This is a genomic window from Coriobacteriia bacterium (assembly GCA_018368455.1).
In the GTDB taxonomy this organism is placed as follows: Bacteria; Actinomycetota; Coriobacteriia; order Coriobacteriales; family UMGS124; genus JAGZEG01.
Genome location: JAGZEG010000008.1, coordinates 1 through 24030 on the forward strand (window position 1 = coordinate 1; position 24030 = coordinate 24030).

Below are 24030 nucleotides of genomic sequence, written 5' to 3' on the forward strand. Positions count from 1 at the left end.
GGCGCACCCGGACCCGCTACGAGACGATCGACGGCAGGAGGGCGAGGCTGGGCCTGCCGGTGTAGGATTGGTCCAAGAAATCTGCCGCATCCCCCGAGCTCGATTCCTGGCCACGATCCGGCCCCGCGCGTGCAAAATGGTCGCAACGCGCGGCAATGCAAGGCCCACAGGGGCCCGCAGCCGCCCTACACGAGGGGGAGAGTCCCATGGACGCAAGCGTCGAGAGCCCGGAAGCCATCGATAGGCACGGCCTGCACGTCGGCGACATCGTGCGCAACTTCAAGCGCGAAAACGTAGCCGACGGCAGCCAGCGCTACCTCTATCGCATCCTCGCATTCGCTCGCCACACAGAGACGGATGAGGACCTCGTCGTGTACGAGGCCCTCTACCCGCCGTTTGGCACGTGGGTGCGTCCGGCCGCGCTGTTCTTCAGCGAGGTCGACCACGAGAAGTACCCGCAGACAGCCACCCGTTGGCGCTTCGAGCCCGCCACATCCGCCGACCTCGCAGAGCTCGGGCGATAGCCATCCGGGCGGCGGGCAGAAACGAGACCCGCCCGCCGCCCGCCTTGACCTGCCTTACGCGAGGCTCGTGCCCTCGGCAGCCTCGGCGTTGGCCGCCACAACGTCGAGCTTGAAGAAGTTGCCGTTGGGCAGTTGGCCGTCAACGTTGTCCATCAGGTAGAGCCCGGAGAAGTCGGCATCGACCCGCACCCAGTACCCAATGAGGAAGTCCTTCTTCTCGCCCGGCTCGAGCTGGTAGTGATAGACCTCTCCCATGCCGGGATCGTCCTTCGTGCCGCTGAACGTGGCGACAATCGAGTCGTATGCGCCCATTTCCTTCGACGTCAGGCGCCACGAGCCGATGTTGAAGTCCTTGAACATGTCCTCGGGCAGCGTCGAGAAGTCCGCCTTCTGGTCGGGGTCATTCGCGTCGCGCGCGGCCTGCACCGGCGTCACGGCATCGACGTTCGTCATCGAAAGGCTGACGATGAGCAGGCGCCAGTCCGTCCACTCGTACTCGCAGTCGCTCAACCCACCGGGCTTGCCCTGCGCGATATAGCCGAGGTCGAGCTTGTTGAGGTCTTCATCGACATTGAACGAGCCCTGATAGAGCGTCGCGGAGTTCACCGTGACCTCCATCGTTCCCTCCCAGCCCAGGCCGTGGTTCACCTGGTCGGGCGTCGAGTTGGGATCCGTCTCGTTGCTCAGGGCGACCGTCTGGCCCATGGGAATCTCGTTACGCAGGAAATACAGGCCGTCGGGATCATCAGCCCGAGCCGAATCCGCCGGACCGTTGACCATGCCGTCTCGAGCGGACGCCGCGGCCCCGTCCACGATGCTCGCGGCCGGGTCAGCAAACGCGGAGCGCGCCACGAGCGGGGCCGCAAACGCCGCGACACAGGCGCCGGCCAGGCCAAGGGCGCCTGCGACAAAGCGACGGCGTGAGACAGCTTCGGAGATGCGGGCAGGAGCGGCGGACATCGTCGGGGTCGTATTGTTTGCCTTCATGGGGACTCCTCCTTTTCGTCGAGGCGATAGGGAACGGCACTCCATGGGGAGCGAAGCGCGCCGAGAACGGATGGGCGCTTCTGTCAGACGCGCCCCGCCTCGCCTTGGGCGTGTCCGACTCTAGGCTTGCACGACGAAGCCGCGCCGTCTGCCGTCAGGCAAGAGGGAGCGCATGCCGACGCGTGACTACAGGTCTGACCTGCATGTTTGTTGATGACTTCGAGGTGAATTCCGCCTTGCGGCGCACCATGCGTCGCTTGATTGCACCGGGCGTCGCACCGCATGCTACGGAATCGGACACCGTGACGACATCCCATCCGGGCGGCGCGGCCGTGCGAGGACGCCTCGCATACGCGCCGCCTCTCAGGCAATGCACGGTGCAAGCACGGGAGCTCCCCGAAGCGTGCGCCATCCACCGAGTGAGGCGCGACGCGGCGGATCGTGCGCGAACGTGGACGCCTCTCGAGCGGGCACGGCGCGGGCACCACGCTCTAGGCGGATCCCCGTCCTCCTATGCGGCGAGAACTGCCTGAAGAACGGTGACGAGCTGCTCGCGAGAGTGCACGCCCAGCTTGCGATAGGCCTCGCGGCGAGCGGAGGCCACGGAGGAGCGCGCATAGCTGAGCGACTGCGCCACCTGCGCCGCGCTGGCACCCGAGGCCGTCAGCAGCGCCACGTCGACTTCCAGCTCACGCAGACCCCGGCCCACCAGATAGCCGCGCAGTCGCGTCGCCTGCGAAGGCGTCGGGGCAAGGCGAACCGCTCGGGCGTCGCACTCGCGCAGCACACAGGCAGCGATCCACCCGAGCGCAAGCACAACCAGGCATATCCCCACGATGGTGCCCACAAACAGCGCGTAGCCCTCCTGGCCACCAAACACGGCGCCGCTACCCTGGCGAAACAACGCAGTGCCATAAACGTTCGCGGCATACACCGCCGCGAAGCAGCCGGCGGAAAGCATGAGGACCGGCGCATGCCAGGCCCACGCCCGTTGCTCACTCCCCAGACCGTCAGTCTTCTCAGGTGCCGAAACACACCCCGGGATCAGCAGAGTAACGAGGCAGAGCAAGGCTCCCCCAGCAACAAGCCCGAACAGCGTCCCTTCCAGCGCGGCAATACCTACGCCGAACGCCGCAGCGACCACGCAGGCAAGCCGGGCCTTCGGGCGCACGGCCCACAGCCATCCCACCCCAAAGACGGCAAGCACCAGCACGAAATACGCGCACGGCACCTCGAGCGAGGCGAATGTCCGGCCCCGCCACAGCTCCTCCCACGCCAGCGGCAGCACGGCAGCAAGCGCCAATGTCATGCACCCCAGGCCGCCAGAGACGGGCCGGGCGAGCGCACGGGCCACGGGCCCGGACGCGCGACGCTCCCCGCCCCTGCTCGCCCCGAACAGGCCGATGACCACCATCCCGAGCGCCACCCCGATGAGCGTCTTTCGCACCGCAGGACCGCAGGTCGCAAGCGTGCCAGCTGCGCCGATGAGGACAAGTACAAGAGCCTCGGAGAGGCCCACACGCACGTTGGATAGCAGCGCGTCGAGGCGACCCCGTAAACAGACAGAGCGCGAGCACGGGGAGGCGCCATTGACGCCTATAGGATGTCCACTGCCAAGCGCGCCAAAACGTCCTTGTGCGCGAGGAAACCGCGGAAGCCGGGGGGCATCGGTGCCCGCAGGATCTTCGCCATCCGCCTCCGTCCGAGACGGGTGTCCGGCACGTGACGCGCAAGGCCGACTCGGATCATCGGCCGCGTCGCCGGCACCTTCGCACTCCGCAGCGTCCTCGGGGGCGGGGCGCACGGGTGCGCGCTCGCCCGAGTTCCGCGCGACGCGGACGCCTTGCACAGCTTCGAAGGACCGGGTGGACACCCACCAACCTGCCAACCAATCAAGTGCCGCGAGCAGGCAGGTCGCAACGAGAGCCGTGGAACCGACGACGAGCGCCCACCCGCCGCTGCGCCCGCCAAAGACATTGCCAAGGTCGCCCGGTCTGCCCTGGCACCACACGAGCGCAAACGTCGATGCGACGAGCAGCGCCGATAACACGACGGCACCCAGCCAGGCAGGTAGCCCGCCAGTGTTACGACGTCGAAGGGCGAAGCGCGAGCAGGCAAACCACAAGAGCAAGCCGAGCCCGACGCCAAACGCCGTCTCCCACACCATTCCCCACGCACTGGCGATGACGCCATAGGGCAGCAGCGTCAGCAGGCCAACGATCCCGACGCCCGCCACGCCGGAAACGCGAGCAGCCTGGGCAAGAGCGCAGCGCGTCCCTCCGCCCAGCCCAAAGCGCCCGTTATCATCCAAACCTGCGGCGTCTCGCGCCCGATCGTCCTGCCGGGTGCCAGGCATCGCAGCCGAGGAGCGCTCCGGGACGTTTGCGCCCGCCTCTTCCGCACCGGCCGCCAGCTCAAAAACACGCAGGTCAGCGGCGCTTTCCAACGCCCGGCACTCCACACCGAGCGCCGCCACGAGCTCGTCGAGCGTCGCAACGCCAGCCTTCGTGCAGGCGCGTCGGCCATAGGCGCGCACCGTCGACGGCTGGATGCCCAGCGCATCGGACGCCTGACGCGACGTCAGGCCCACGACACGCGCCCTCACAGCGTTGATCTCGTTGTCGGTCAGCCCCCAGGCCGTCAGCCGAGCGAGCGCCGCATAGGGCAGCGCATCGGCGAGCAGAGCCCTGACATCACCTGCGGTTTCGGCCTCCGGGCGCGATGCGGGCTCCGTCGTCTCCCGGACAAGATCCGACCCGTCTCCAAGCGAGGCAACCGCTCCCATCCAGCGTGCCGACGCGTATGGGGAGCATCCCTTGTTCCCCGAGGCCGCTGAGCCGACGGAGCCAGCGATCCCCGCCTCCCCAACCGCGCCGCCGCCCGGCACCTCGAGATCCAGTCCGGCGCCGCCCGCAGCAGGGGGCGTCACGCCCCTGTCCGCAAGCCCGTCTGACACGTCGTCGACAGACGACTGCCCTCCGCGCCCTGCGCCGTCGCAGCGCGCCTCTCTGCAGGCAACACGCGCACTTCCAAGATTCCGCGCAAGCAGCACGATGAGCGCCGCGGCCGCGCCGACATAGAGCACCAGGCTCACGATCGCCACGCCCTGCCCGATCCCAAGCGCCGGCGGGTAGAGTCGTCCCGCCAGCCGGAATATGAGCTCCCCCGCACCCGTCGGCACGAGCACCGCCAGCAATATGCGCTCGGGGTAAAGAATCGCAGCGCTCCCATCAGCGTGAGCGCCGTGCCCCTGGCATCCCGAACTCAGCACGGCCATGAGCGTCCCGGCAACAGCAAGCGCGAGCGCAAAAGGCACCCACGCAAACGCAAGCGTGGGATCCACCCAAGCGTATTCGGGGCGCAACATCTTGTCGGCGCCCATGAGGGGTAGAGGAAACGCGGGATGCGGCAGGAGCAGCGCGCCGGCGTATGCCCGCGTCAGGCCCATCAGCAGAGAAGCGAGTTCCACCATGCCCAACCACGCACTCGCATGGCCAGCGACGCCAGGCCGCTGCGCCCCGGAATCGGCACGACGCGTCGCAATCGCCCAACCACAGGCTCCGCATGCGAAGCCGCTCACCGCCACAAGGAGGGCGCGGTGCTGCCCGATCCACGCCGTCACCATCGAGTATCCCAGGTACCACGCAGGGATGCCGGCAGGCCAGAGACCCGTGCCCGGGGAGGGAACCAGCCCCCAGGCATACGCCAGCTCCCTAATGGGGACGTCTGCGCCCAAGACGTCGCCCACAAACAGCGCCGTCGTCAGGACACCCACAACCCACAGTGTTCGGCGCAAAACGCGGCCCGTCCGCAGCGTCATGCTTACCGGTGGAAGAGACGCCACCCACAGACCGGCCAACAGGCCAAGAAACACAAACCCATACGTCGCCCCAAAGGAAACCGTCCCCGATGACCACGAGAACGTGCCGTCGGCCGACCTCGGAGAGAAGAACAGGAGAAACTCGCTGCGCGACAGATGCGGCATGGCCGTCACGACGGAGAACCACAGGCAGCAGAGCGCCTCGAGACGATGGCCCCACACCACGCCTGCGACCCGCCGCATCCACGCCATCGCACCGACCCCCTCGCCGCCGCCCCGCGCCAGAGCGCTTCCATCGTAGCCTTCTCAGATATAGCATTCGAGCCACGACGATGCCGCCAGAGCCATGTAGTCAGGGGTCTCACTCTGGGGGCACGCGTACCTGACTACGCGCGTCACCTGCGATGATGGCGTCAGCCGGCACCTTCTCTCGCCGGGCTCCGCCAGTCGGCACGCTATCTGCTACAAAATGCCGCCTCGTGAATTTCGCTGATACAAAACGTGTCGATATGTACGACACAATTGCATTACTAGGAATACTTCCGCATCGCCCACCTGCGGCTTTCCCACTCATACGCGCGCCAACGAACCGCAACACGGCCCGCAATCGTACATATCGCACCAAAACGTAGCAGCCGAATTCACAACGCGCGATTTTGTAGCCGCACGCCCCAGCAGCACCGGCAGCACGCGCCCCAAACGCCCCCCGCGCGCCACAAAAAAGCGGGCGCCCCTCGCATCGAGAGGCACCCGCCCATCGCACCCGCAAAAGCACGCTCTTTACGCCAGCAGCTCCTTGGCCGCAGCCACGATGGCGGCGGCGTCGCAGCCGTAGTGCGCCATGAGCTCGCCAAACTCGCCCGACGTGCCAAAGACGTCCTGCGTGCCGATGAGCCGCATCGGCGTCGGAGCCTGCTGCGCGAGCACGCTGGCCACCCGCGAGCCCAGACCGCCCACGATGTTGTGCTCCTCGCACGTCACGACGCGCCCCGTCTTGCGAGCCGACGCCACAATCGTCGCCTCGTCGAGCGGCTTGATGGAGTAGGCATCGATGACCTCGGCGGAGACGCCCTCGGCCGCGAGAGCCCCAGCGGCGCGCATGGCCTCATCGACCTCGACACCGCAGGCCACGAGCGTCACGTCCGAACCCTCGCGCAGGATGCGCGACCCGCCAAGCGTCATCTCGAAGCCCGGCTCGTACACCTGGGGCACCTTGGCGCGACCCATGCGCACGTACACGGGACCTTCCGTGGCGGCGGCAAGGCGGATGGCGGCGCAGGCGGCCTCGTAGTCGGCCGGCACCAGCACGCGCATGTTAGGCAGCGCGCACATGAGCGCCAGGTCCTCGAGCATCTGGTGACTGCCGCCATCGGGACCCACAGACAGGCCGGCGTGCGTCGGGCACACCTTGACGTTGAGGTTGGCGTAACACACCGTATTGCGGATCTGGTCGTAGCAGCGGCCCGTGCCGAACACGGCAAACGACCCGGTGAACGGGATGCGTCCCGCCAGCGACAGGCCGGCGGCGATGCCCATCATGTCCTGCTCGGCGATGCCGGCGTCAACGAGCAGCTTGGCGTCAAACTTGCCGAGCTTCGCCGTCGTCGTGGAGCCGGCGAGGTCGGCGTCGACAGCAACGACGGGCACGCCCGCCTCGGCGAGCTCCACGAGCGTCGCGCCGAACGCCTCACGCGTCGCGCGAGCGGGACGGTCCTGGCTCTCAGCAGCGATGTTAGACATCGGCACGTCCCTTCTCGGCGCACCCGCACGCGACGGCGGGCACGGACAGGCCGCAGGCTTCGGCGGCAGCGTTGATCTCGGCCAGGGCCTGGGCAAGCTGCTCGGCGTTCGGCGCCTTGCCGTGCCAGCCGGCCTGGTCCTCCATGAACGAGACGCCCTTGCCCTTGACGGTGTGCGCCACGACGACGGCCGGCCTGTCATCGACGGCCGTGGCCGCGACGAGTGCCTCGTGCACGAGGTCCACGTCGTTGCCGTCAGCGCACTCGACGACGTACCAGCCAAACGACGCGAACTTCTCCGCGATGTCGCCCAGGTCGACGACGTCCTGGAGGTGACCGTCAATCTGCAGGTTGTTGTTGTCGACGATGGCCACGAGGTTGCCGAGCTTGTGCTGGGCCGCGAACATGGCAGCCTCCCACACCTGGCCCTCCTGCAGCTCGCCGTCGCCCATGAGCACGTAGACGTGCGGGATCTCGGAGCGATCAGCGCCCGCGCCCTGGGCGTCATCCCACGTCAGGCCCAAAGCGAGACCCGAGGCAACGGACAGGCCCTGGCCGAGCGAGCCTGTGGAGACCTCGACGCCGGGGCACTTGCGCATGTCGGGGTGACCCTGCAGGTGCGAGCCCAGCTTGCGCAGCGTGTCGAGCCACGCCGTCGGGAAGTAGCCCGACTCGGCGAGCGCGGCATAGAGCGCGGGGCAGCAGTGACCCTTCGAGAGGATGAAGCGATCGCGGCTCGGGTCGGCGGGGTTTGCCGGGTCATGGCGCAGCACGCCGCCGAAGTAGAGCGTCGCGACGATCTCCGTAGCCGAGAGCGATCCGCCGGGATGGCCGCTGCCGGCCTTCTCGAGCATCGTCACGATGTCGCGGCGCATCTGGGCCGCAGCCGCACGCACCTTGTCGGCGTCAAACGCCGGGGACGGGGGCTGGGACGCGGCCTGCGCGCATGCGCATGCCTGCTCGTGCTCCTGAGAACCTGCTTGCGGGCTCATTGGACTCCGATCTCCTTGAATCCTTCGCCAAACGTCTCGTGCATGTTAGATATGGCAACCACAGCGTTGGGATCGATCTGAACAATCAGACGCTTGAGATCGCCTATCTGCTTACGCGAGAGTACCACGAACAGCACCGGGCGGGGCTGCTCGGTATAGCAACCGGTTGCCGCAAAGCGCGTGCAGCCGCGGTCGAGCTGGTGCATGACAACCTGCTCGATCTCGACGTGCTTCTCGCTGATGATCCACGCCGCCTTCTCCGTGGAGGGCCCGTCGACAACGTAATCGATGACGATGCTCGTGATGACGATCGTCAGCGCCGCGCACAGGGCCGTCTCCATGGAGAACATCGGGACAGACAGCAGCACGATGACCGCGTCGACGATGAGCATCCACGTGCCCACCGAGATGGACGTGCGCTTGGCGAGCAGCTGGGCGACGATGTCGGTGCCGCCCGTGTTGCCGCCGACGCGGAAGGCCAGACCGAGGCCCAGGCCGGACACAAGGCCGCCGCACAGGGCCGCCAGCAGCACGTTACTCGTCGCCAGCTCGGGCACGAACGGGGCGAGCACGTCGGTGAACAGCGACAGCGTGACGATGCCGAATATCGTGCGCGACGCGTAGCGCAGGCCGCCTGAGAGGTACACAGGGATCATCAGGATGGCGTTCATGACGAGCGTCTGAATGCCGACGGGAATGGCGAAGCCCAGCGTCTGCTCCGAGAGGTAGTAGATGATGGTAGCAAGGCCCGACGCACCGCCTGCCGCCAGCTGCCCCGGTACGAGGAAGCAGTCGAGCGCGATGGCCGTCACGAGCGTGCCGAGCGCAATGGTGAGGTAGTCCTTACCAGAAGCGCGCAGCTGCTGTGGGATGCGCACGCGAGCGCCCCCCGCCATGCTAGAGATCCTCCGACTCGTCGGCCTGGCGCGCCTCGCGCTCGGCCGCAGCCTGCTCGGCAGCGGCCTGCGTCTGGTTGTGGACGCGCCACCGGTGGTACGCGACGATGAACGGGTCGAGCTGGCCGTCAACGAGCACGGCGTCGACGTTGCTTGTCTCATAGCCGGAGCGCAGGTCTTTGACCATCTGGTACGGGAACAACACGTAGCTGCGGATCTGGTTGCCGAACGACACGTCGCGCTTCGGGCCGCGCAGCTCGTCCATCTGGGCGGCGCGCTTCTCCTGCTCGAGTTCGTACAGCTTCGAGCGCAGGATCTGCATGCACGTGGCCTTGTTCTGGATCTGGCTGCGCTCGTTCTGACACGTCACGACGATACCCGTTGGCAGGTGCGTCACGCGCACGGCGGAGTCCGTCGTGTTGACGCCCTGGCCGCCGGGGCCCGACGAGCGATAGACGTCGATGCGCACGTCATCGGGCGAGATGTCGACCTCGATATCGTCAGGCAGAATCGGCAGCACCTCGACGCCGCAAAACGACGTCTGGCGGCGCTTCTTGTCATCGGTCGGCGAGATACGCACAAGGCGGTGAACGCCGGCCTCAGCCTTGAGCATGCCGTAGACGTCCTTGCCACTCACGGTGAACGTCGCGCGGTCGAGGCCGATGATCTCGCCGACAGGAGCGTCGTTGACCTTGACCTTCCAACGGCGCTGCTCGCAGTACTTCAGGTACATGTGCAGCAGCATCTCGCACCAGTCCTGCGACTCAAGGCCGCCCTGGCCGGGCTTGATGGTGACGATGGCGTCGGCGTGGTCGAACTCGCCCGTGAACCAGCTCGCCAGCTCGAGCTCGTCCAGCGTCTTGTCGAGCTGGGCGATCATCTCGAGCGCATACTGCTCCGTCTCCTCGTCGTCGGCCTCCACGGCGAGCTCGTCAGCGCTTGCCGCCTCGTTGAGCAGGTCGACGGCGTCATCGTACGCCTTGATGTCCTCGCGCAGCCGTGCGATGTCGCCCATGACACGCTGGGCTGCCTGGGGGTCATCCCAGAAGCCCGGCTTGGCCGAGTCGCCCTCGAGCGCGGCCTGCTGGGCGCGCTTGGCATCGATGGACAGGTAGCGCTCGACCTCGCCGAGACGCTGGCGCAGAGCGGCTACCTCCCCGGCATGGGACTCGACGGTGTGGGTCTCGACGGCCATGTACGTGTGCTCCTACCTGTTCTGTCCGTGGCAGTTCTTGAACTTCTTGCCGCTGCCGCACGGGCAGGGATCGTTGCGACCGACGTTGGCGTACGGGTCGCTTTCCGACTTGACGTACGTCTGAGCCTTCCCCTGGCCTGCGGCGGCGTTGTTCGCACCTGCCGGGCGCAGGCGATTGCGACCGCCCGCGTCGCCGTCGACCTCGGCCGGGCCGGAGTAGCGCACGCCGGCCAGCGGCGAGGGCATGGCAACGCCGGGAGCGGTGACGGGGCTCACGTTGGGGCGCGCCGCGAGCTCGATGCGCAGGATCGTGCGCAGGAAGTCCTCGTACATCGTGTCGACGAGCTCGCCGAACGAGCGGTACGCCTCCTCCTTGTACTCGACGAGCGGGTCGCGCTGGCCGTAGCCGCGCAGGAAAATGCCCGTCTTCAGGTAGTCCATGTCCTGCAGGTAGTTCATCCAGCGCGTGTCGATGACGCGCAGCATGACCTGGCGCTCGAGCGTGCGCGTCATCTCCTCGCCCAGGCCCTGCGCCTTCGTCTCGTACGTCTTGTCGACGAAGGCGAGCACGGTGTCGACGATCTCCTCGGTGGTCTGATTGTCGGGATCGATGGCGAGCTCGGGCTCCTTGACGCCCGTGAGCTGGCTTGCCCACGAGACGAGTCCCTCGACGTCGCGCTGCTCCTCCGTGCCGCGCTCCGGCAGGAACTCCTGCACGCGGCGCTCGACCGTGTCGCGCATGACGTCCTCGACGTGCTCTGTGAGGTCCTTGCCATCGAGGATCTGGTTGCGCTCGGTGTAGATGGTCTGACGCTGCTTGTTCATGACGTCGTCGTACTCGAGCACCTGCTTGCGCGCGGCGAAGTTCATGTCCTCGACCTTGCGCTGCGCACCCTCGACGGACTTCGTGACGAGCTTGGCCTGGATGGGCATGTCATCGGGCATCTTGATCTTCTGCATCATGGCGCCGATGCTGTCCATCTTGTCGCCGCCGAACAGGCGCATGAGGTCATCCTGCAGCGAGAGGTAGAACTGCGTGCAACCCGGGTCGCCCTGACGGCCGGAGCGGCCGCGCAGCTGGTTGTCGATACGGCGGCTCTCGTGGCGCTCCGTGCCGATGACGGCCAGGCCGCCGGCGGCCTTGACCTTCTCCTTCTCGCCGGAGCAGATCTCCTTGGCCTGCGCGAGCGCGGCAGCCTTCTGCTCCTCAGTGGCCTCCTCGGGGACGATGCCCTGCTGGAGCAGCATGTCGCGCGAGAGGAACTCGGCGTTGCCGCCGAGCAAGATGTCCGTGCCACGGCCAGCCATGTTCGTGGCGATCGTGACGGCGCCGAGACGGCCCGCCTGTGCGACGATGGCAGCCTCGCGCTCGTGATGCTTTGCGTTGAGGACCTCGTGCTTGATGCCGCGCTTGGCAAGCAGGCGGCTCAGACGCTCGGAGCTCTCGATGGACACCGTGCCCACAAGCACGGGCTGGCCCGTGGCATGACGCTCGATGACGTCCTCGACGACGGCGGCAAACTTGGCGTCGATCGTGCGATAGACGAGGTCGTCGAGGTCCTTACGGGCGATGGGCTTGTTCGGCGGAATGGGCTGGACGGGCAGCTTGTAGATCTGGCGGAACTCGGCGTCCTCCGTTAGGGCCGTGCCCGTCATGCCCGAGAGCTTGTCGTACAGGCGGAAGTAGTTCTGCAGCGTGATCGTGGCCAGCGTCTGGTTCTCCTCGCGCACCAGCACGCCTTCCTTGGCCTCGACGGCCTGGTGCAGGCCCTCGGACCAGCGGCGGCCGTCCATGATGCGGCCCGTGAACTCGTCGACGATCTTGACCTCGCCGTCCTGGACGACGTACTGCTTGTCACGGTGGTACATGAACTGGGCCTTGAGCGCCTGCTGCAGGTGGTTGACGAGCTGACCCGAGATATCGTCGTAGATGTTCTCGATGCCGACGAGCACCTCGACCTTGTGCAGGCCCTCGTCCGTGGCGACGATCTGGTGCTTCGCCTCGTCCATCTCGAAGTCCGTGCCCTCGTGCAGCATCTTCACCGCGTGGGCGAACTTCTTGTACGTATCGCTCGAGCGCGTGCCTGCGCCCGAGATGATGAGCGGCGTGCGCGCCTCGTCGATGAGGATGGAGTCGACCTCGTCGACGATGGCGAACTTGTGGCCGCGCTGCACGCGATCCGAGGCGCGCGAGACCATGTTGTCGCGCAGGTAGTCGAAGCCGAACTCCGAGTTCGTGCCATACGTGATGTCGGCCAGATACGCCGGCTTCTTGTCGCCGAGCGGCATGCCGTTCTGCAGCAGGCCCACGTCGAGACCCAGGGCGTGATAAAGCTGGCCCATCCACTCGCTGTCGCGCTTGGCCAGGTAGTCGTTCACCGTGACGACGTGGACGCCGTTGCCCGAGATGGCGTTGAGGTAGGCGGCCAGCGTGGCGACGAGCGTCTTGCCCTCGCCGGTCTTCATCTCGGCGATCATGCCGGCATTGAGCGCCATGCCGCCGATGAGCTGCACGTCGAAGTGGCGCATGCCCATGATGCGGCGCGACATCTCGCGGCAGTTGGCAAACGCCTCAGGCAGCATGTCATCAAGCGTCTCGCCGTTCGCATAGCGTCGACGGAACTCGGAAGTCTTCTCGCGCAGGTCATCGTCGGAGAGCGCGGTGAACTGCGGCTCGATCTCGTTGATGCGCACGACCTGCTTCTCGAAGCGCTTGAGCTCCTTGTCGGCGCCGAACGAGAGCAGCTTGGTGAAGAAGTTAGCCATGATGTCCTTAGAGTGGTGGAAACCGGTCGCCTACGGTGGATATGCATTCAGGGTCAATGTACCACACGAGGCCAGGCGCTATTCCGCCAGCATGACGCGCCTGCCGCCTCTGCCGACAAACAACAGAGGGCTGGCGGGGCGTGTGGCGCCCCATCTGCGGCGTTACCCGGTGGCTCACGTATGTTCCAATACGCATCGCCACCGGGCACCTTGCATCTGGGGCGCCTCGCCGCTGACTCGGACTATAGAGGTGGACACCGCTACACCGCGAGTTGGCGCCACAGTGCCCCAGATACAAGGCGGGCCGGGGCGCGGCGTACACGAAGTACGCAAGCCCCGGCCCAACGCCGCAGATGGAGTGCTCTGGTCGCCAGCCGTCCGTTACAGAGTGACCAACTCGTATTCGCGGGAGCCAAAGCCCAGGGCCGCCGCGGCCTCGACAGTATGGACGCCGTTGCGAGACTCGATGCGCTCGACGAGGTGATCGCGGCCGGGATCGTCGCTCGCATAGACGAGGTCGAGGCAGGCCTGGTCGATGGCGACGGGGTCAAGCGAGGCGAGGATGCCGATGTCGGCGATGCAGGGGTCCTCGGCAACGGCGCAGCAATCGCAGTCAACGGACATGTTCTTCATGACGTTGACGTAGGCGATGCCGCCGCGCTGGGCGAAGAAGTCGACAACGGACGACGCCGCGTCGGCCATGGACTCGAGGAACTGATCGTGGTCGGCCGTCCAGATGTTCTCGGGCACGGTGACGCCGTGGATGTACGCCTTGCCGTACGAGGACGCCACGCCGATGGAGAGCTGCTTGAGCGCGCCGCCGAAGCCGCCCATGGGATGGCCCTTGAAGTGGGACAGCACGAGCATGGAGTCGTACTTGGCCAGATCCTTGCCGACGAAGTTCTTCTTGAGGCGCAGGCCGTTGGGGATGGGCAGCTCGAGATCGGGGCCCTCGGCGTCGAGCAGGTCGAAGGCGAAGAACTCGTTCCAGCCGTGCTCCTTGATGGCGTCGAGGTGCTTCTCCGTCGTGTTGCGGCGACCCTCGTAGGCCGTGTTGCACTCGACGACGGTACCCTGCAGCTTGTCGACCATCGGCTTCCAGAACTCGGGGCGCAGGAAGTTCTGGTTGCCGGGCTCGCCGGAGTGAACCTTGACGGCGACCTTGCCGGGCAGCTCGACACCCAGCTTGTCGTACAGTTCGACGACCTTCTCGGGCGTGATGATGCGGGAGAAGTACACGCGGGGCTTCTCGGTGCTCATGGGACCTCCTTGGGAACGGATTGGCGTGAAGCGCATACAAAGCAACTATACCCGTGGAGCGCGCTCCAGGGTCAAGCGGTAGGTACAACGGCTCCGTTTGCTGGCGCCACAGTGCCCTAGATGCAAGGCGGGCCGGGGCGCGGCGTACACGAAGTACGCAAGCCCCGGCCCAACGCCGCAGATGGGGCGTCGTGGTCGCCAGCTATGCAGGTTGGCTACACCGTTAGCCGGCGGCGAGGTGCCTCAGATGCAAGGCGCCCGGCGGCGATGCGTATTGGACATACGTGAGCCACCGGGCAACGCCGCAGATGGGGTGCCTCGTCGCCGGCCGTGCAGGTCGATTACGCCGTTAGCTGGCGCCACAGTGCCCCAAATGCAAGGCGCCCGGTGGCGACGCGTATTGGAATACGTGAGCCACCGGGGAACGCCACAGATGGGGTGCTGTGGTCGACAGCCACGCAGGTCGATTAGCGCGTGAGCTCGTCCAGCTCCTGCACCAGGTTCGCGAAAACATAGAGAGCGTCCTGGACGGGCTGGGGCGTCGAGAGGTCAACGCCCGCCCCGCGCAGCAGCTCGATGGGGGTCTTCGAGCAGCCGCCGCGCAGGAAGTCCAGGTAGCTGGCGACGGCCGGAGCGCCCTGCTCCAGGATGCGACGCGACACGGCCACGGACGCTGCGAAGCTCGTCGAGTACTGGTAGACGTAGTAGTTGTAGTAGAAGTGCGGGATGCGGGCCCACTCCAGGGCGATCTCGTCGTCCACGACGGCAGCCGGGCCAAAGTACGCCTCGTTGAGCTTGCGATAGATGGCACTCAGGGCCTCGGCGGTCACGCCCTCGCCGCGGGCCACGAGCTCGTTGGCGGCCAGCTCGAACTCGGCGAACTGACACTGGCGGAACAGCGTGCCGCGGAACATCTCGAGGTAGTGGTTGACCAGATAGGCCCGCACGCGAGGGTCGTCGGCGCGGTTCTTGAGGAACCAGTCGATGAGCAGGGCCTCGTTGCAGGTGGACGCCACCTCGGCCACGAAGATGACGTAGTCGGCGTAGCGCGCCGGCTGGGCGTGCGACGAGAGGTACGTGTGAACGGAGTGGCCCATCTCATGGGCGAGCGTGAACACATCGTCGAGCGTACCGTGGAAGTTGAGCAGGATCATCGGGTGCATGCCGAAGCCGCCGGCAGAGTAGGCGCCGCTGCGCTTGCCGGGGTTCTCGTAGACGTCGACCCAGCGGCTCGCGAGGCCCTCGCGCACGATGGCCAGGTACTCCTCGCCGAGCGGCGCTAGGGCCTGCACGATGATGTCGCACGCCTCCTCGTAGGTGAAGCGCATGTCGACGCTGTCAACGACCGGGACGTAGAGGTCCCAAAAGCGCAGCTCGTCGACGCCAAGCAGGCGCTTGCGCAGCGCTGTGTAAGCGTGCAGCGAGCCAAGGTTGGCATGTACGGTGTCGATAAGGCTGTGGTAGACCGACGTGGGAACCTCGGTGTCGGCAAGCGCGGCGTCAAGCGTCGTGGGATAGCGACGGGCATCGGCGAAGAACTTGAGCTGCTTGAGCTGCGAAGCCAGGATGGCAGCGGCCGTGTTACGGAACTGGCGGTACGTGCCGTACAGCGAGGCGTACGCCGACTGGCGCAGCGTGCGATCGGGGCTCATGAGCAGCGGGACGAACGTACCGTGGGTGACGGGGTGCTTCTCGCCGTTCGCGTCGACGGCGTCGGCAAACGTGAGGTCGGCGTCGTGGAACATCGAGTAGATGGCGTCGGGCTGGGCGGCCATCTCGCCGGCGCGGGCGAGCAGCTCCTCCTCAGCGGGCGAGAGAACGTGGTCGCGCTGGGCCAGGATGCGGTCGAGGGCACGGCGATAGAGCTCGAGCTGCGGTTCCTCCTCGTAGAAGCGCGCGAGGTCGGCCGGATCAATGGCAAGCACGGCCGCCGTGAACCACGAGCCTGCGGCGCTGGCGGCGACGCACAGCGTCACGACCTGCGAGGTAAAGTCCTGGTAGCGGGCGACGCGCGTGTCCTCGTCGGACTTGCGCTGGGCGTAGTTGGCGAGCTTGGAGAGCTCGACGGACACCTCGTCGTCCAGGCGCAGGTACGCCAGCAGGCCCGCGGCAGAGGCGGTCGCCGTGGCGCGCTGGGCCGCGATGCGCTCGGGGTAGGCGCGGGCCGCTTCGAGCGCGGCAAGGAACGCGTCGTCGTCAGCGTACATGTTGGAGAGGTCCCAGCGATAGCGAGCGTCAATCTCGTCGCGCGAGGCGAACGTGGGAAGAGCGGAGGTCGTGCCGGGCTGGTCAGACATAGCGAAGGCTGCCTTTCTGATCGCGGTGGAGCCCCGGCATACGCCCGGATGGACGCGCGGGGGCGTGTCGGAGGAGCATGGTGCGCAAGATCAGCGTCAAGTGTACGTTTCTTGGGCGGCCGCTGCGCAGAAGAGGCCTCTTGTGCACATTTCTATAGAGCGAGCGGCAAGAGGGCAGCCCGTGTGATGCGTGGCGTGCATTAAACGCGCAGGTGAAATTACCATATCGAGCTAGGTTTAAACTCAAGACGCACGGTACTGCCCGGAAGAAACGTGCACTCGACATCCGAATTGAGCGACACACCCCACGGGCACCGATGCGAAGCGCGCCCCGTATGCAACAGGATGCATACGGGGCGCGCGATTTTACATGGCAGAAGCATATGACAGGTTTTACTTGCCAGGTGACAAGCAAGCCTCGTCTTCTCCGCGTGAAAGACCGCTCCCACAATGGAATCAGCCACAGCAATTCCGGAGAAAGGGGACGAAATGGAACGGGTAACAAGGCGTAACTTCGTAGCGGGCGCCGCCCTGGCGGCTGGGGCGAGCGCACTGGCCGTTAGCGCAAGCCAGCAGGCCCACACGGCGCTCGCCAACGAGGGCGTGACCTCCCGCGAGTGGGCCGATGCTGCCGATTTGATCGTTGTCGGCGGAGGCGGCGCGGGGTTCTGCGCAGCCATCGAAGCAGCCAGCGCCGGCGCATCGGTGCTCGTGCTCGAGAAGGCTGGCTTCTGCGGCGGCGATACCCAGCTGTCCAACGGCATGATCATGGCCGCCGGCACCCCCGAGGAGGAAGAGCTCGCCGGGTGCACGACTGACACACCCGAGGCCTTCGCTGAGCAGCAGGTTCGTTACGCACAGGGCCACGGCGATGTCGAGATGATTCGCGAGATGTGTCTGGCATCGCCCGACGCCGTGAGCTTCATGCGCGACCTGGGGCGCGTCTACGCCAATTGCGATGTCATCCCGCCCGTGTGGGCTTATGACACCGAGACCTCCTGGGGTCCGCGCTCGCACTGGGACCACACACTGGTTGAGACCGACGATAACGGTCACTTCGGAACGCTGCGCCGCACCGTATCCGAGATCCAGGCCATCCGCATAAAGACCGAGCGCGAGGTCGTGCACCTCATCGTCGAAAACGGTGAGGTCATCGGCGTGCAGGACGTAGACGGAAACGTCTACCGTGCCAACAAGGGCGTCGTTCTGGCAACCGCATCATTCGGTGCCAACAAGGAGATGAATCGCCGCTACAACCACATGTACTACTGGGCCCTATGCCTCGACGAAAAGTACCGCGCCAACTCCTATGCGTGTCACCCCGCCAACACCGGCGACGGCATTCGCATGGCACAGGAGATCGGTGCAGATTTGGCCCTCACGATGTCCAACGTCATCCTCGATGCTATGTATTTTGGCGGCGTCGGCAGCTACTACACCAACACCGACAACGGCGTCGATTACACGAACCCCTACCTCTCGACGCCCATTCCCGGCAAGATCCTCGTTAACAAGCGCGGCAAGCGCTTCGTGCAGGAAGACGCGCTCTGGGGCTTCGTGAACACCCAGGTGTACCAGGAAGCCATGGCCACCGGTTGGAACGCCGCTGACGACCCCATCGGCGTCTGGGCCATCCAGGACGCCGCCAACATGGCAAACGACGTCATCTCCGTGGTGCACACCTCAGTCGAGAGCCCCTACGCGGCCCTGGTGCAGTCCGCCGACACCATCGAGGAGCTGGCCGGCAAGATCGGCGTGCCCGCCGACACGCTGGAGCAGACTGTCGCACGGTGGAACGAAATCGCCACGAGCGGCAGCGACCCCGACTTCGACCGGCGCACCGACTTCGGCACCATCGAACAGGGGCCGTTCTATGCCTATCCCTACATCCCTCAGACGATGGGCTCTCACGGCGGCCTACGCACCAATGCAGAGGCGGGCGTACTCGACGTAAATGGCAACCCGATCCCGCGCCTCTACGCTGCCGGCACCATTATGTCCGGCATGTGGTGCGGCCCGTTCTATCCGTCGTGTGGCTGGGCAATTCTGGGCACGGTGCATTGGGGTCGCAAGGCGGCGCGCTCCATCGTCGCGCTCGACGCCTGGACCGACGAGCCTGTCGAGGCGAAGACGGCGCCCGCACCCGAAGCTGTCGAGCCCAACGGCAGCTACGTTGCCGGCACCTACGAGGCCACGGGAGCCGGTCGCAACGGCGAGATTCCCGTAAGCGTGGAGTTCTCCGACACCGCCATCCTGAGCGTCGCGGCCGGCGAAAACGCCGAGACCCCGCACATCGGTACAACGGCCATCGAGCTGCTCAGCGAGCGCGTCGTGCAGCAGCAGAGCGCTGACATCGACGCCATCACCGGTGCGACGCTCACAAGCCGCGGTTTTCTGCTTGCCGTCTCCGACTGCATTGAGCAGGCCAGCAAGTAAGGCGCTTTCGTACCGCTGTGAGGGCGCTCGGTGCTGGCACCACGCGGTGCGACACACGCGCGTGCCCCTCACAACTCGCACATCCAACACGTCCCGCGTCAAAAACCAGGCGCCAGCCGGAGCCAGTCCACACGCTCCGGTCGGCGCCTTCTTGTAGGACTTGGGCGCTCCGCCCTTACCGCGGAGGGGTCGCGTCCTTTGGCGCGGAGAACGTCGCCACGAATCTCTCGTACGCAGCCCAGTCCCGGGTATAGCGTTCCTTCATGAACGCGCCGAAGTCAGCGACGCGCTCAGACGCATCCGCCCGGATGTAAACGACGTAGCGAAACTCGGAGTCCGCCAGCGGCACCTGCACCAGGCTGTCGCTCGTCAGCTGCAGCGGCCCATACGAAAGATATGCGCACCGCTCAGAGACAAGCCGGCTGCTCACGTACCCCATCCCTCGCACCGAGACGCGCGCGTCCATGCGAGCCAGCCCTCGCAGGCGCGTGACGCTGGTGGGCTCGATGCCAGCCGACAAACGCTGTGGTGGCTCCAGGACAAGCTCCCCCGCAAGGTCTTCGGGCGACAGTGTCCCCTCGGCCGATCTGCGTCCGAGCAGGGGGCTATGCGCGCTCATGACGAGGTAGCAATGCGCCGGCACCCAGTTGAGCTCGCGAAACTCTACGCCGCAGTCCTCGCTCATCTCGCTCGACGAGACGTCAACCGTCCCGAGAGCGCCGCCCGGCGGAAGCAAGTCAACGGATACGCCGGGATTCTGCGCAACGTAGTCGCTAATAACGTCGAGGTACAGTGCGTCGCCCACGAGGGCATCATTTGGAAGAACCGTGATGGTCGAGGCATCACGGGCAGCGGCGCCCCTCACCGCCTCGAACATGGCATCGCGCTCGCTAAGGATGCGCCGCGCCCAGTCGAGATACGTCACGCCTGCCGCCGTAGGCACGCAACCCCGACGCGACCGATTGAGAAGCCGTACGCCGACCTCCCCCTCGAGCGCGTTTATCTGCTGTTGGAGTGCCTGGGACGACACGAAAAGTTCCTTGGCGGCGGCGCCGATTGAGCCACACTCTGCCACCTTCACAAACGCCTGCAGCTGCCAGTCATTCATGGCATCCCCTATGCTCGATACGAGAGCGGCGACATCCCCATCATACGCCGGCGCCGAATGACAAAGCAGCTACCGTTCCGAGTAAAACCATCATCAAAGCAAGCGCCTCCTAGTGGAACTACGCCTCCATTAGCCACTCAAGCGCATTTTGCTGGATGATGCCATCGTGCGACTGGGGATCCATGTCATCGAGCGTTAGCAGGAGCTTGGGATGGTTATCGCGAATGGCCGTCAGTGACGCCAGCTCGCGCCCGAGCGTCCCCTCCGTAGCCGCCGTCTCCGCCACTTGCACATACAGCGGCTCAGGGCCGTTAACCACGAAGTCGACCTCGAGATCACCCACCCGACCGATATACACCTCGCTATAACGCCGTCGAAGCTCAAGAAAGATCACGTTCTCGAGGATTCGACCCGTGTCGCGCACTTGGTTCGACAGGGCAACACGCCTCATGCCCATATCAACGGCGTAGTACTTCTCCTGCAGCTTGAGCAAACGCTTTCCTCTGATGTCAAACCGTTTGACGGGATAGAAAACGAAGCTGTTCGCCAAACCGGATAGATACTCCCCCACCGTGTTGGAAGATATTTTGCTTCCCTGAGCGCAGAGGCAGTCGCTGATCCGTTTGGTAGATACCAGGTTGCCAATAGAGTCGAACAAAAACGTCGTAAGTGCCCCCAGCGCCAGCGTGTTCGAAATGTTGAGCCGCTGTGCCACATCCTTGAAAAGCACCGTATTAAGAATGCCCTCAAGGTAATCATAGAGTGCCAGGGGATCCTCGCCAAACTCCACCGTAGCAGGAAATGCCCCCTGAGAGATATAGCGACGGTAGGCGCGCGTCAGGGACAAGCCCTCCCCTATCGCCGAAATGTATTCGGAAAATGAGAGAGGCTGCATGGTAATCTCGACGTAGCGTCCGGAGAGCAGCGTGGCGAGCGTCCCACCCAACAGCAGGGCATTCGACCCGGTGATATAGAGGTCGATATTACGTCGCGTATACAGGCTATCGACCGCCCGCTGAAACTCAGGGACGTTCTGAACCTCGTCGATGAACACATAGTTCATGACGCCCGGCTGAATCCGAGAGAGGATCTCGTCGTGCAGCCTGTGGTAATCGAGCAGCGCCTCGTTTTCGAGTCGCTCCAGGTTGATGGTGATAATGCGATCAGGAGAGACACCTTCGGCCCGCAGCTCATCAGCAAAAAGAGTCAATAGGGTGGATTTGCCACAACGGCGAACGCCTGTCACCACCTTGATGACATCTTTATCCCTCCAGCGGCGTAGGCGATCAAGATACAAAGGCCTATCTATCACAAGAGCCTCCAAACCTCTCAGTCTATTGAGAATTTTACCTTTTATCCGGAAAGTTCTCAATGGATTGAGAGGTTTTACCTCGGGCGCATGGGATGCGCACCCGCAGGCCTGCGCCTCCTAGTACAGCGGCAGCTCACCGGTGAGGGGCTCCACCTGGTCGGCATAGAGGGGCTCAAGGGCGAGGCAGGTGTACGTAGGCTCGCCGTGGAACTCGGTGTGACCGGCGTCACGGATGAGTGCCGAGATAAAGCCGAGCTCCTTTGCGCGACGGTGCAGATCGAGCAACTCTTCCTCGGAGTCCACGTAGACGCACACTTTGGCCACGCCAGCGTTGAACCAGTCAACGACCGGCGTGGGCTCGACGTCCTCCGGCTCGTCAACGAAAATCCAGTCGAGCTCCGGTGTCGCGCGCAGCTCGTCGAGCTTGCCGTCGCGCAGCAGCGCCAGCAGCGTAGCCTCGACGCACGCATGGCCGGCCTGCGCGGCAATCTTCCCCTTGCGCATCTTGAGGTCGCGGCGCATCACGATCATCTGCTTGGCCTTGTAGTTCCCGTTCGGCACGGTGTCCTCCCCTGACGGCTTCTCTCGTTTCTTCACTCGCCCGCAAATTGTAGCCTCCACCCGACGTATCTCCCTGCCGCCGCGCGGTACCCGCGTGGCCAAAGCGCCATAAAACCGCAGGTCATCCTGTAATCACCCCATTGCGGTGATATCCGGTTCACCCCTGGTTCACGACGTTGCGGCGATGGCGGGACACCTCCGACTCGCCTAGGGTTCGTCTCAGCGTCGGTCACCCGGTGAGCAACAAAACCCGCCGGCGCACCCGCACCGCACGGAACACACGATGTGCCATCGCACATCGTCCGCACCCAACCAAGGAGGATCCATGAGCACCGAGAGCATCGATCGCCGCACCCTCATCAAGAACGCGACCCTGACCGGCGCCGGCGCGCTGGCTACCGCTTCGCTGGCGAGCGCCGCCACCGCCCGCGCCGACGAGGTCGCCGACGTCGCAGCTCCTGCTGCCACACCCGAGCACCGCTGGCAGTCCGAGGCGGCCGCAGCCTGGCGCACGGCCCCTGAGGCCGTCGCCGAGGACAAGATCACCAACGGCGGTTCGTACGACGTCGTCATCGTGGGTGGCGGCCAAGCTGGCACGTGGTGTGCTCGCTCCTGCTCGATGAACGGTCTCAAGGTAGCCGTGCTCGAGGCCATGGCGGAAGATGAGTTCCTCTACGTCGGCGGCGAGATCGGCCACGTCAACAGCGAGTGGGCAATGGCGCACGGTACGGAGAAGATCGACGAGGTCGAGCTCATGAACGAGATCTTCCGACGCAACTCCGGCCGCTCCAACCAGGCCCTCATCCACGACTGGGTCTATAACTCGGGCAAGTACCTCGACTGGGCAATCGAGGACCTTGGCGACCCTGACTGGATGGAAGACGGCCACAACGTCCACACGTTTAGCGAAGATCGCGCAGACGACATGGTCATGGATCCCTCCGGCTATAAGTACTGGTGCTCAACCGCCCTGTTCCGCGCGAAGGACGCCGAGATGGGCGACTGGAACTGGGGCAAAAAGATGATGACGCACCAGCGCGAGGCCGCCATCTCCGAGGGCGCCACGTGGCTGTTCGGCACCCAGGGCTGCTACCTGGAGAAGGACGACGCCGGCACGGTGTGCGCCGTCATCGTCCAGAACGTCGCCGACGGCAGCTACCAGCGCCTCTCCGCAACGAAGGGCGTCGTGCTCGCAGCCGGTGACTTCTCCGCCAACGAGGACATGCTGCGCGACATCAACGACGAGTACCGCCACGTCGCCGAAAGCTATGGCGACATCGAGGCGGCCAAGGCTGGCGGCATGCTCAACGTGCGCAACGGCGACGGCATCAAGATGGGCGTCTGGGCCGGCGGCCACGTCGAGGTGGGCCCGCGTGCCGGCATGAACACCGGCCAGGTCAGCGCCAGCGCGCCGTGGGGCCCGGGCTTCCTCGTGCTTAACCAGAACGGCGAGCGCTTCTGCGACGAGTGCGCCGGCGGTGCCGAGGGTGCCGGCTACCTCATCCCCCGTCAGCCGCGTGGCAGCTACGTCACGATCACCGACGCCAACTGGGAGCAGGTCACACGCCGCATGCCCCCGTGCCACGGCGCCGTCGACATCACGCCGGGCGTCCTGAACGGCATCGACACGAAGGTCGAGCTCATGAGCGCCGTGAAGCCCGGCGACGCCCCCAACGAGGACGCGAACGTCTACTGCGCCGACACGCTCGAGGAGCTGCTCGACCTCATCGGCGTCTATGACGAGGAGCAGAAGGCCGCCGCGCTGGCCTCCATCGCGCGCTTCAACGAGATGGCCGCCGCCGGGCGCGACGACGACTTCGGCATGGACAGCCGCATCCTGCAGGCCATCGAGACCGCGCCGTTCTACGCGGCCATCGGCGCCTCCGACGCGCTGGGCGCGGGCCTGTGCCAGACGGCCGGCCTCGACATCGACGCCAAGCACCGCGTGCTCGACTCGACGCTCAACCCCATCGCCGGCCTGTACTCCATCGGCAACAACGCCGGCAACCGCTACATCGTGCTCTACGCCACGCCCATCGCCGGCATGAGCCTGGGCTTCTGCCTCACCGAGGGCATGAGCCTCGGCAAGCAGCTCGCCGGCGTGACGGAGTAGCCCCCTCGTAGCGCGACCGCCGGG

General features: G+C 65.6%; 15 protein-coding genes. 3 read left to right on the forward strand and 12 right to left on the reverse strand.

Going from position 1 to position 24030, the window contains the following annotated elements; all coding sequences use genetic code 11:
- Window positions 1–206: 206 nt before the first annotated feature.
- On the forward strand, window positions 207–524 hold the full coding sequence (locus KHZ24_06210) for a DUF1653 domain-containing protein (GenBank protein ID MBS5450792.1): 318 nt from the start codon (window positions 207–209) through the stop codon (window positions 522–524).
- A 54-nt stretch (window positions 525–578) separates the two neighbouring features.
- Here the strand turns inward: KHZ24_06210 and KHZ24_06215 are convergent, their stop codons facing one another.
- The 9 genes from KHZ24_06215 to pepF form a co-directional block, all read right to left on the reverse strand.
- A complete protein-coding gene (locus KHZ24_06215) occupies window positions 579–1511 on the reverse strand; it encodes a hypothetical protein (GenBank protein MBS5450793.1) in 933 nt (310 codons plus the stop codon).
- A gap of 511 nt (window positions 1512–2022) precedes the next feature.
- Window positions 2023–5583, reverse strand: coding sequence for a helix-turn-helix transcriptional regulator (locus KHZ24_06220; protein ID MBS5450794.1), 3561 nt, complete (start codon window positions 5581–5583; stop codon window positions 2023–2025).
- A gap of 528 nt (window positions 5584–6111) precedes the next feature.
- The gene (locus KHZ24_06225; protein MBS5450795.1) at window positions 6112–7071 is read right to left on the reverse strand and encodes a transketolase family protein; all 960 of its coding nucleotides are present in this window, start codon (window positions 7069–7071) and stop codon (window positions 6112–6114) included.
- Window positions 7064–8062, reverse strand: coding sequence for a transketolase (locus KHZ24_06230; protein ID MBS5450796.1), 999 nt, complete (start codon window positions 8060–8062; stop codon window positions 7064–7066). Before KHZ24_06230 ends, KHZ24_06225 begins: the two co-directional genes overlap by 8 nt.
- Window positions 8059–8958, reverse strand: coding sequence for a YitT family protein (locus tag KHZ24_06235; protein ID MBS5450797.1), 900 nt, complete (start codon window positions 8956–8958; stop codon window positions 8059–8061). Before KHZ24_06235 ends, KHZ24_06230 begins: the two co-directional genes overlap by 4 nt.
- Window position 8959: 1 nt before the next feature.
- Complete coding sequence (prfB, locus tag KHZ24_06240) at window positions 8960–10153, reverse strand: peptide chain release factor 2 (protein ID MBS5450798.1); 1194 nt, start codon at window positions 10151–10153, stop codon at window positions 8960–8962.
- A gap of 12 nt (window positions 10154–10165) precedes the next feature.
- The gene (gene secA / locus KHZ24_06245; GenBank protein MBS5450799.1) at window positions 10166–12919 is read right to left on the reverse strand and encodes a preprotein translocase subunit SecA; all 2754 of its coding nucleotides are present in this window, start codon (window positions 12917–12919) and stop codon (window positions 10166–10168) included.
- A 381-nt stretch (window positions 12920–13300) separates the two neighbouring features.
- Window positions 13301–14179, reverse strand: a complete 879-nt coding sequence (locus tag KHZ24_06250; GenBank protein ID MBS5450800.1) for a DUF362 domain-containing protein — start codon at window positions 14177–14179, stop codon at window positions 13301–13303.
- 467 nt (window positions 14180–14646) lie between these two features.
- A complete protein-coding gene (gene pepF / locus KHZ24_06255; GenBank protein ID MBS5450801.1) occupies window positions 14647–16476 on the reverse strand; it encodes an oligoendopeptidase F in 1830 nt (609 codons plus the stop codon).
- Between the two features lie 489 nt (window positions 16477–16965).
- On the opposite strand from pepF, the gene KHZ24_06260 reads away from it, so the two are divergent.
- Window positions 16966–18912: an FAD-dependent oxidoreductase gene (locus KHZ24_06260; protein ID MBS5450802.1), complete on the forward strand. Its 1947-nt coding sequence runs from the start codon at window positions 16966–16968 to the stop codon at window positions 18910–18912.
- Between the two features lie 175 nt (window positions 18913–19087).
- Here the strand turns inward: KHZ24_06260 and KHZ24_06265 are convergent, their stop codons facing one another.
- From KHZ24_06265 to pth2, 3 genes are all read right to left on the reverse strand, one after another.
- Entirely contained in the window at window positions 19088–20020 is a 933-nt protein-coding gene (locus tag KHZ24_06265; GenBank protein ID MBS5450803.1) for a LysR family transcriptional regulator, read from the reverse strand.
- A gap of 118 nt (window positions 20021–20138) precedes the next feature.
- Window positions 20139–21332, reverse strand: a complete 1194-nt coding sequence (locus KHZ24_06270; GenBank protein ID MBS5450804.1) for an ATP-binding protein — start codon at window positions 21330–21332, stop codon at window positions 20139–20141.
- Between the two features lie 117 nt (window positions 21333–21449).
- Window positions 21450–21863, reverse strand: coding sequence for an aminoacyl-tRNA hydrolase (gene pth2, locus KHZ24_06275; protein ID MBS5450805.1), 414 nt, complete (start codon window positions 21861–21863; stop codon window positions 21450–21452).
- 355 nt (window positions 21864–22218) lie between these two features.
- Between pth2 and KHZ24_06280 the strand changes: the two genes are divergently transcribed.
- Window positions 22219–24006 carry an FAD-dependent oxidoreductase gene (locus KHZ24_06280; GenBank protein MBS5450806.1) on the forward strand — a complete coding sequence of 596 codons (1788 nt, stop codon included), beginning with the start codon at window positions 22219–22221 and terminating at the stop codon, window positions 24004–24006.
- Window positions 24007–24030 lie beyond the last annotated feature (24 nt).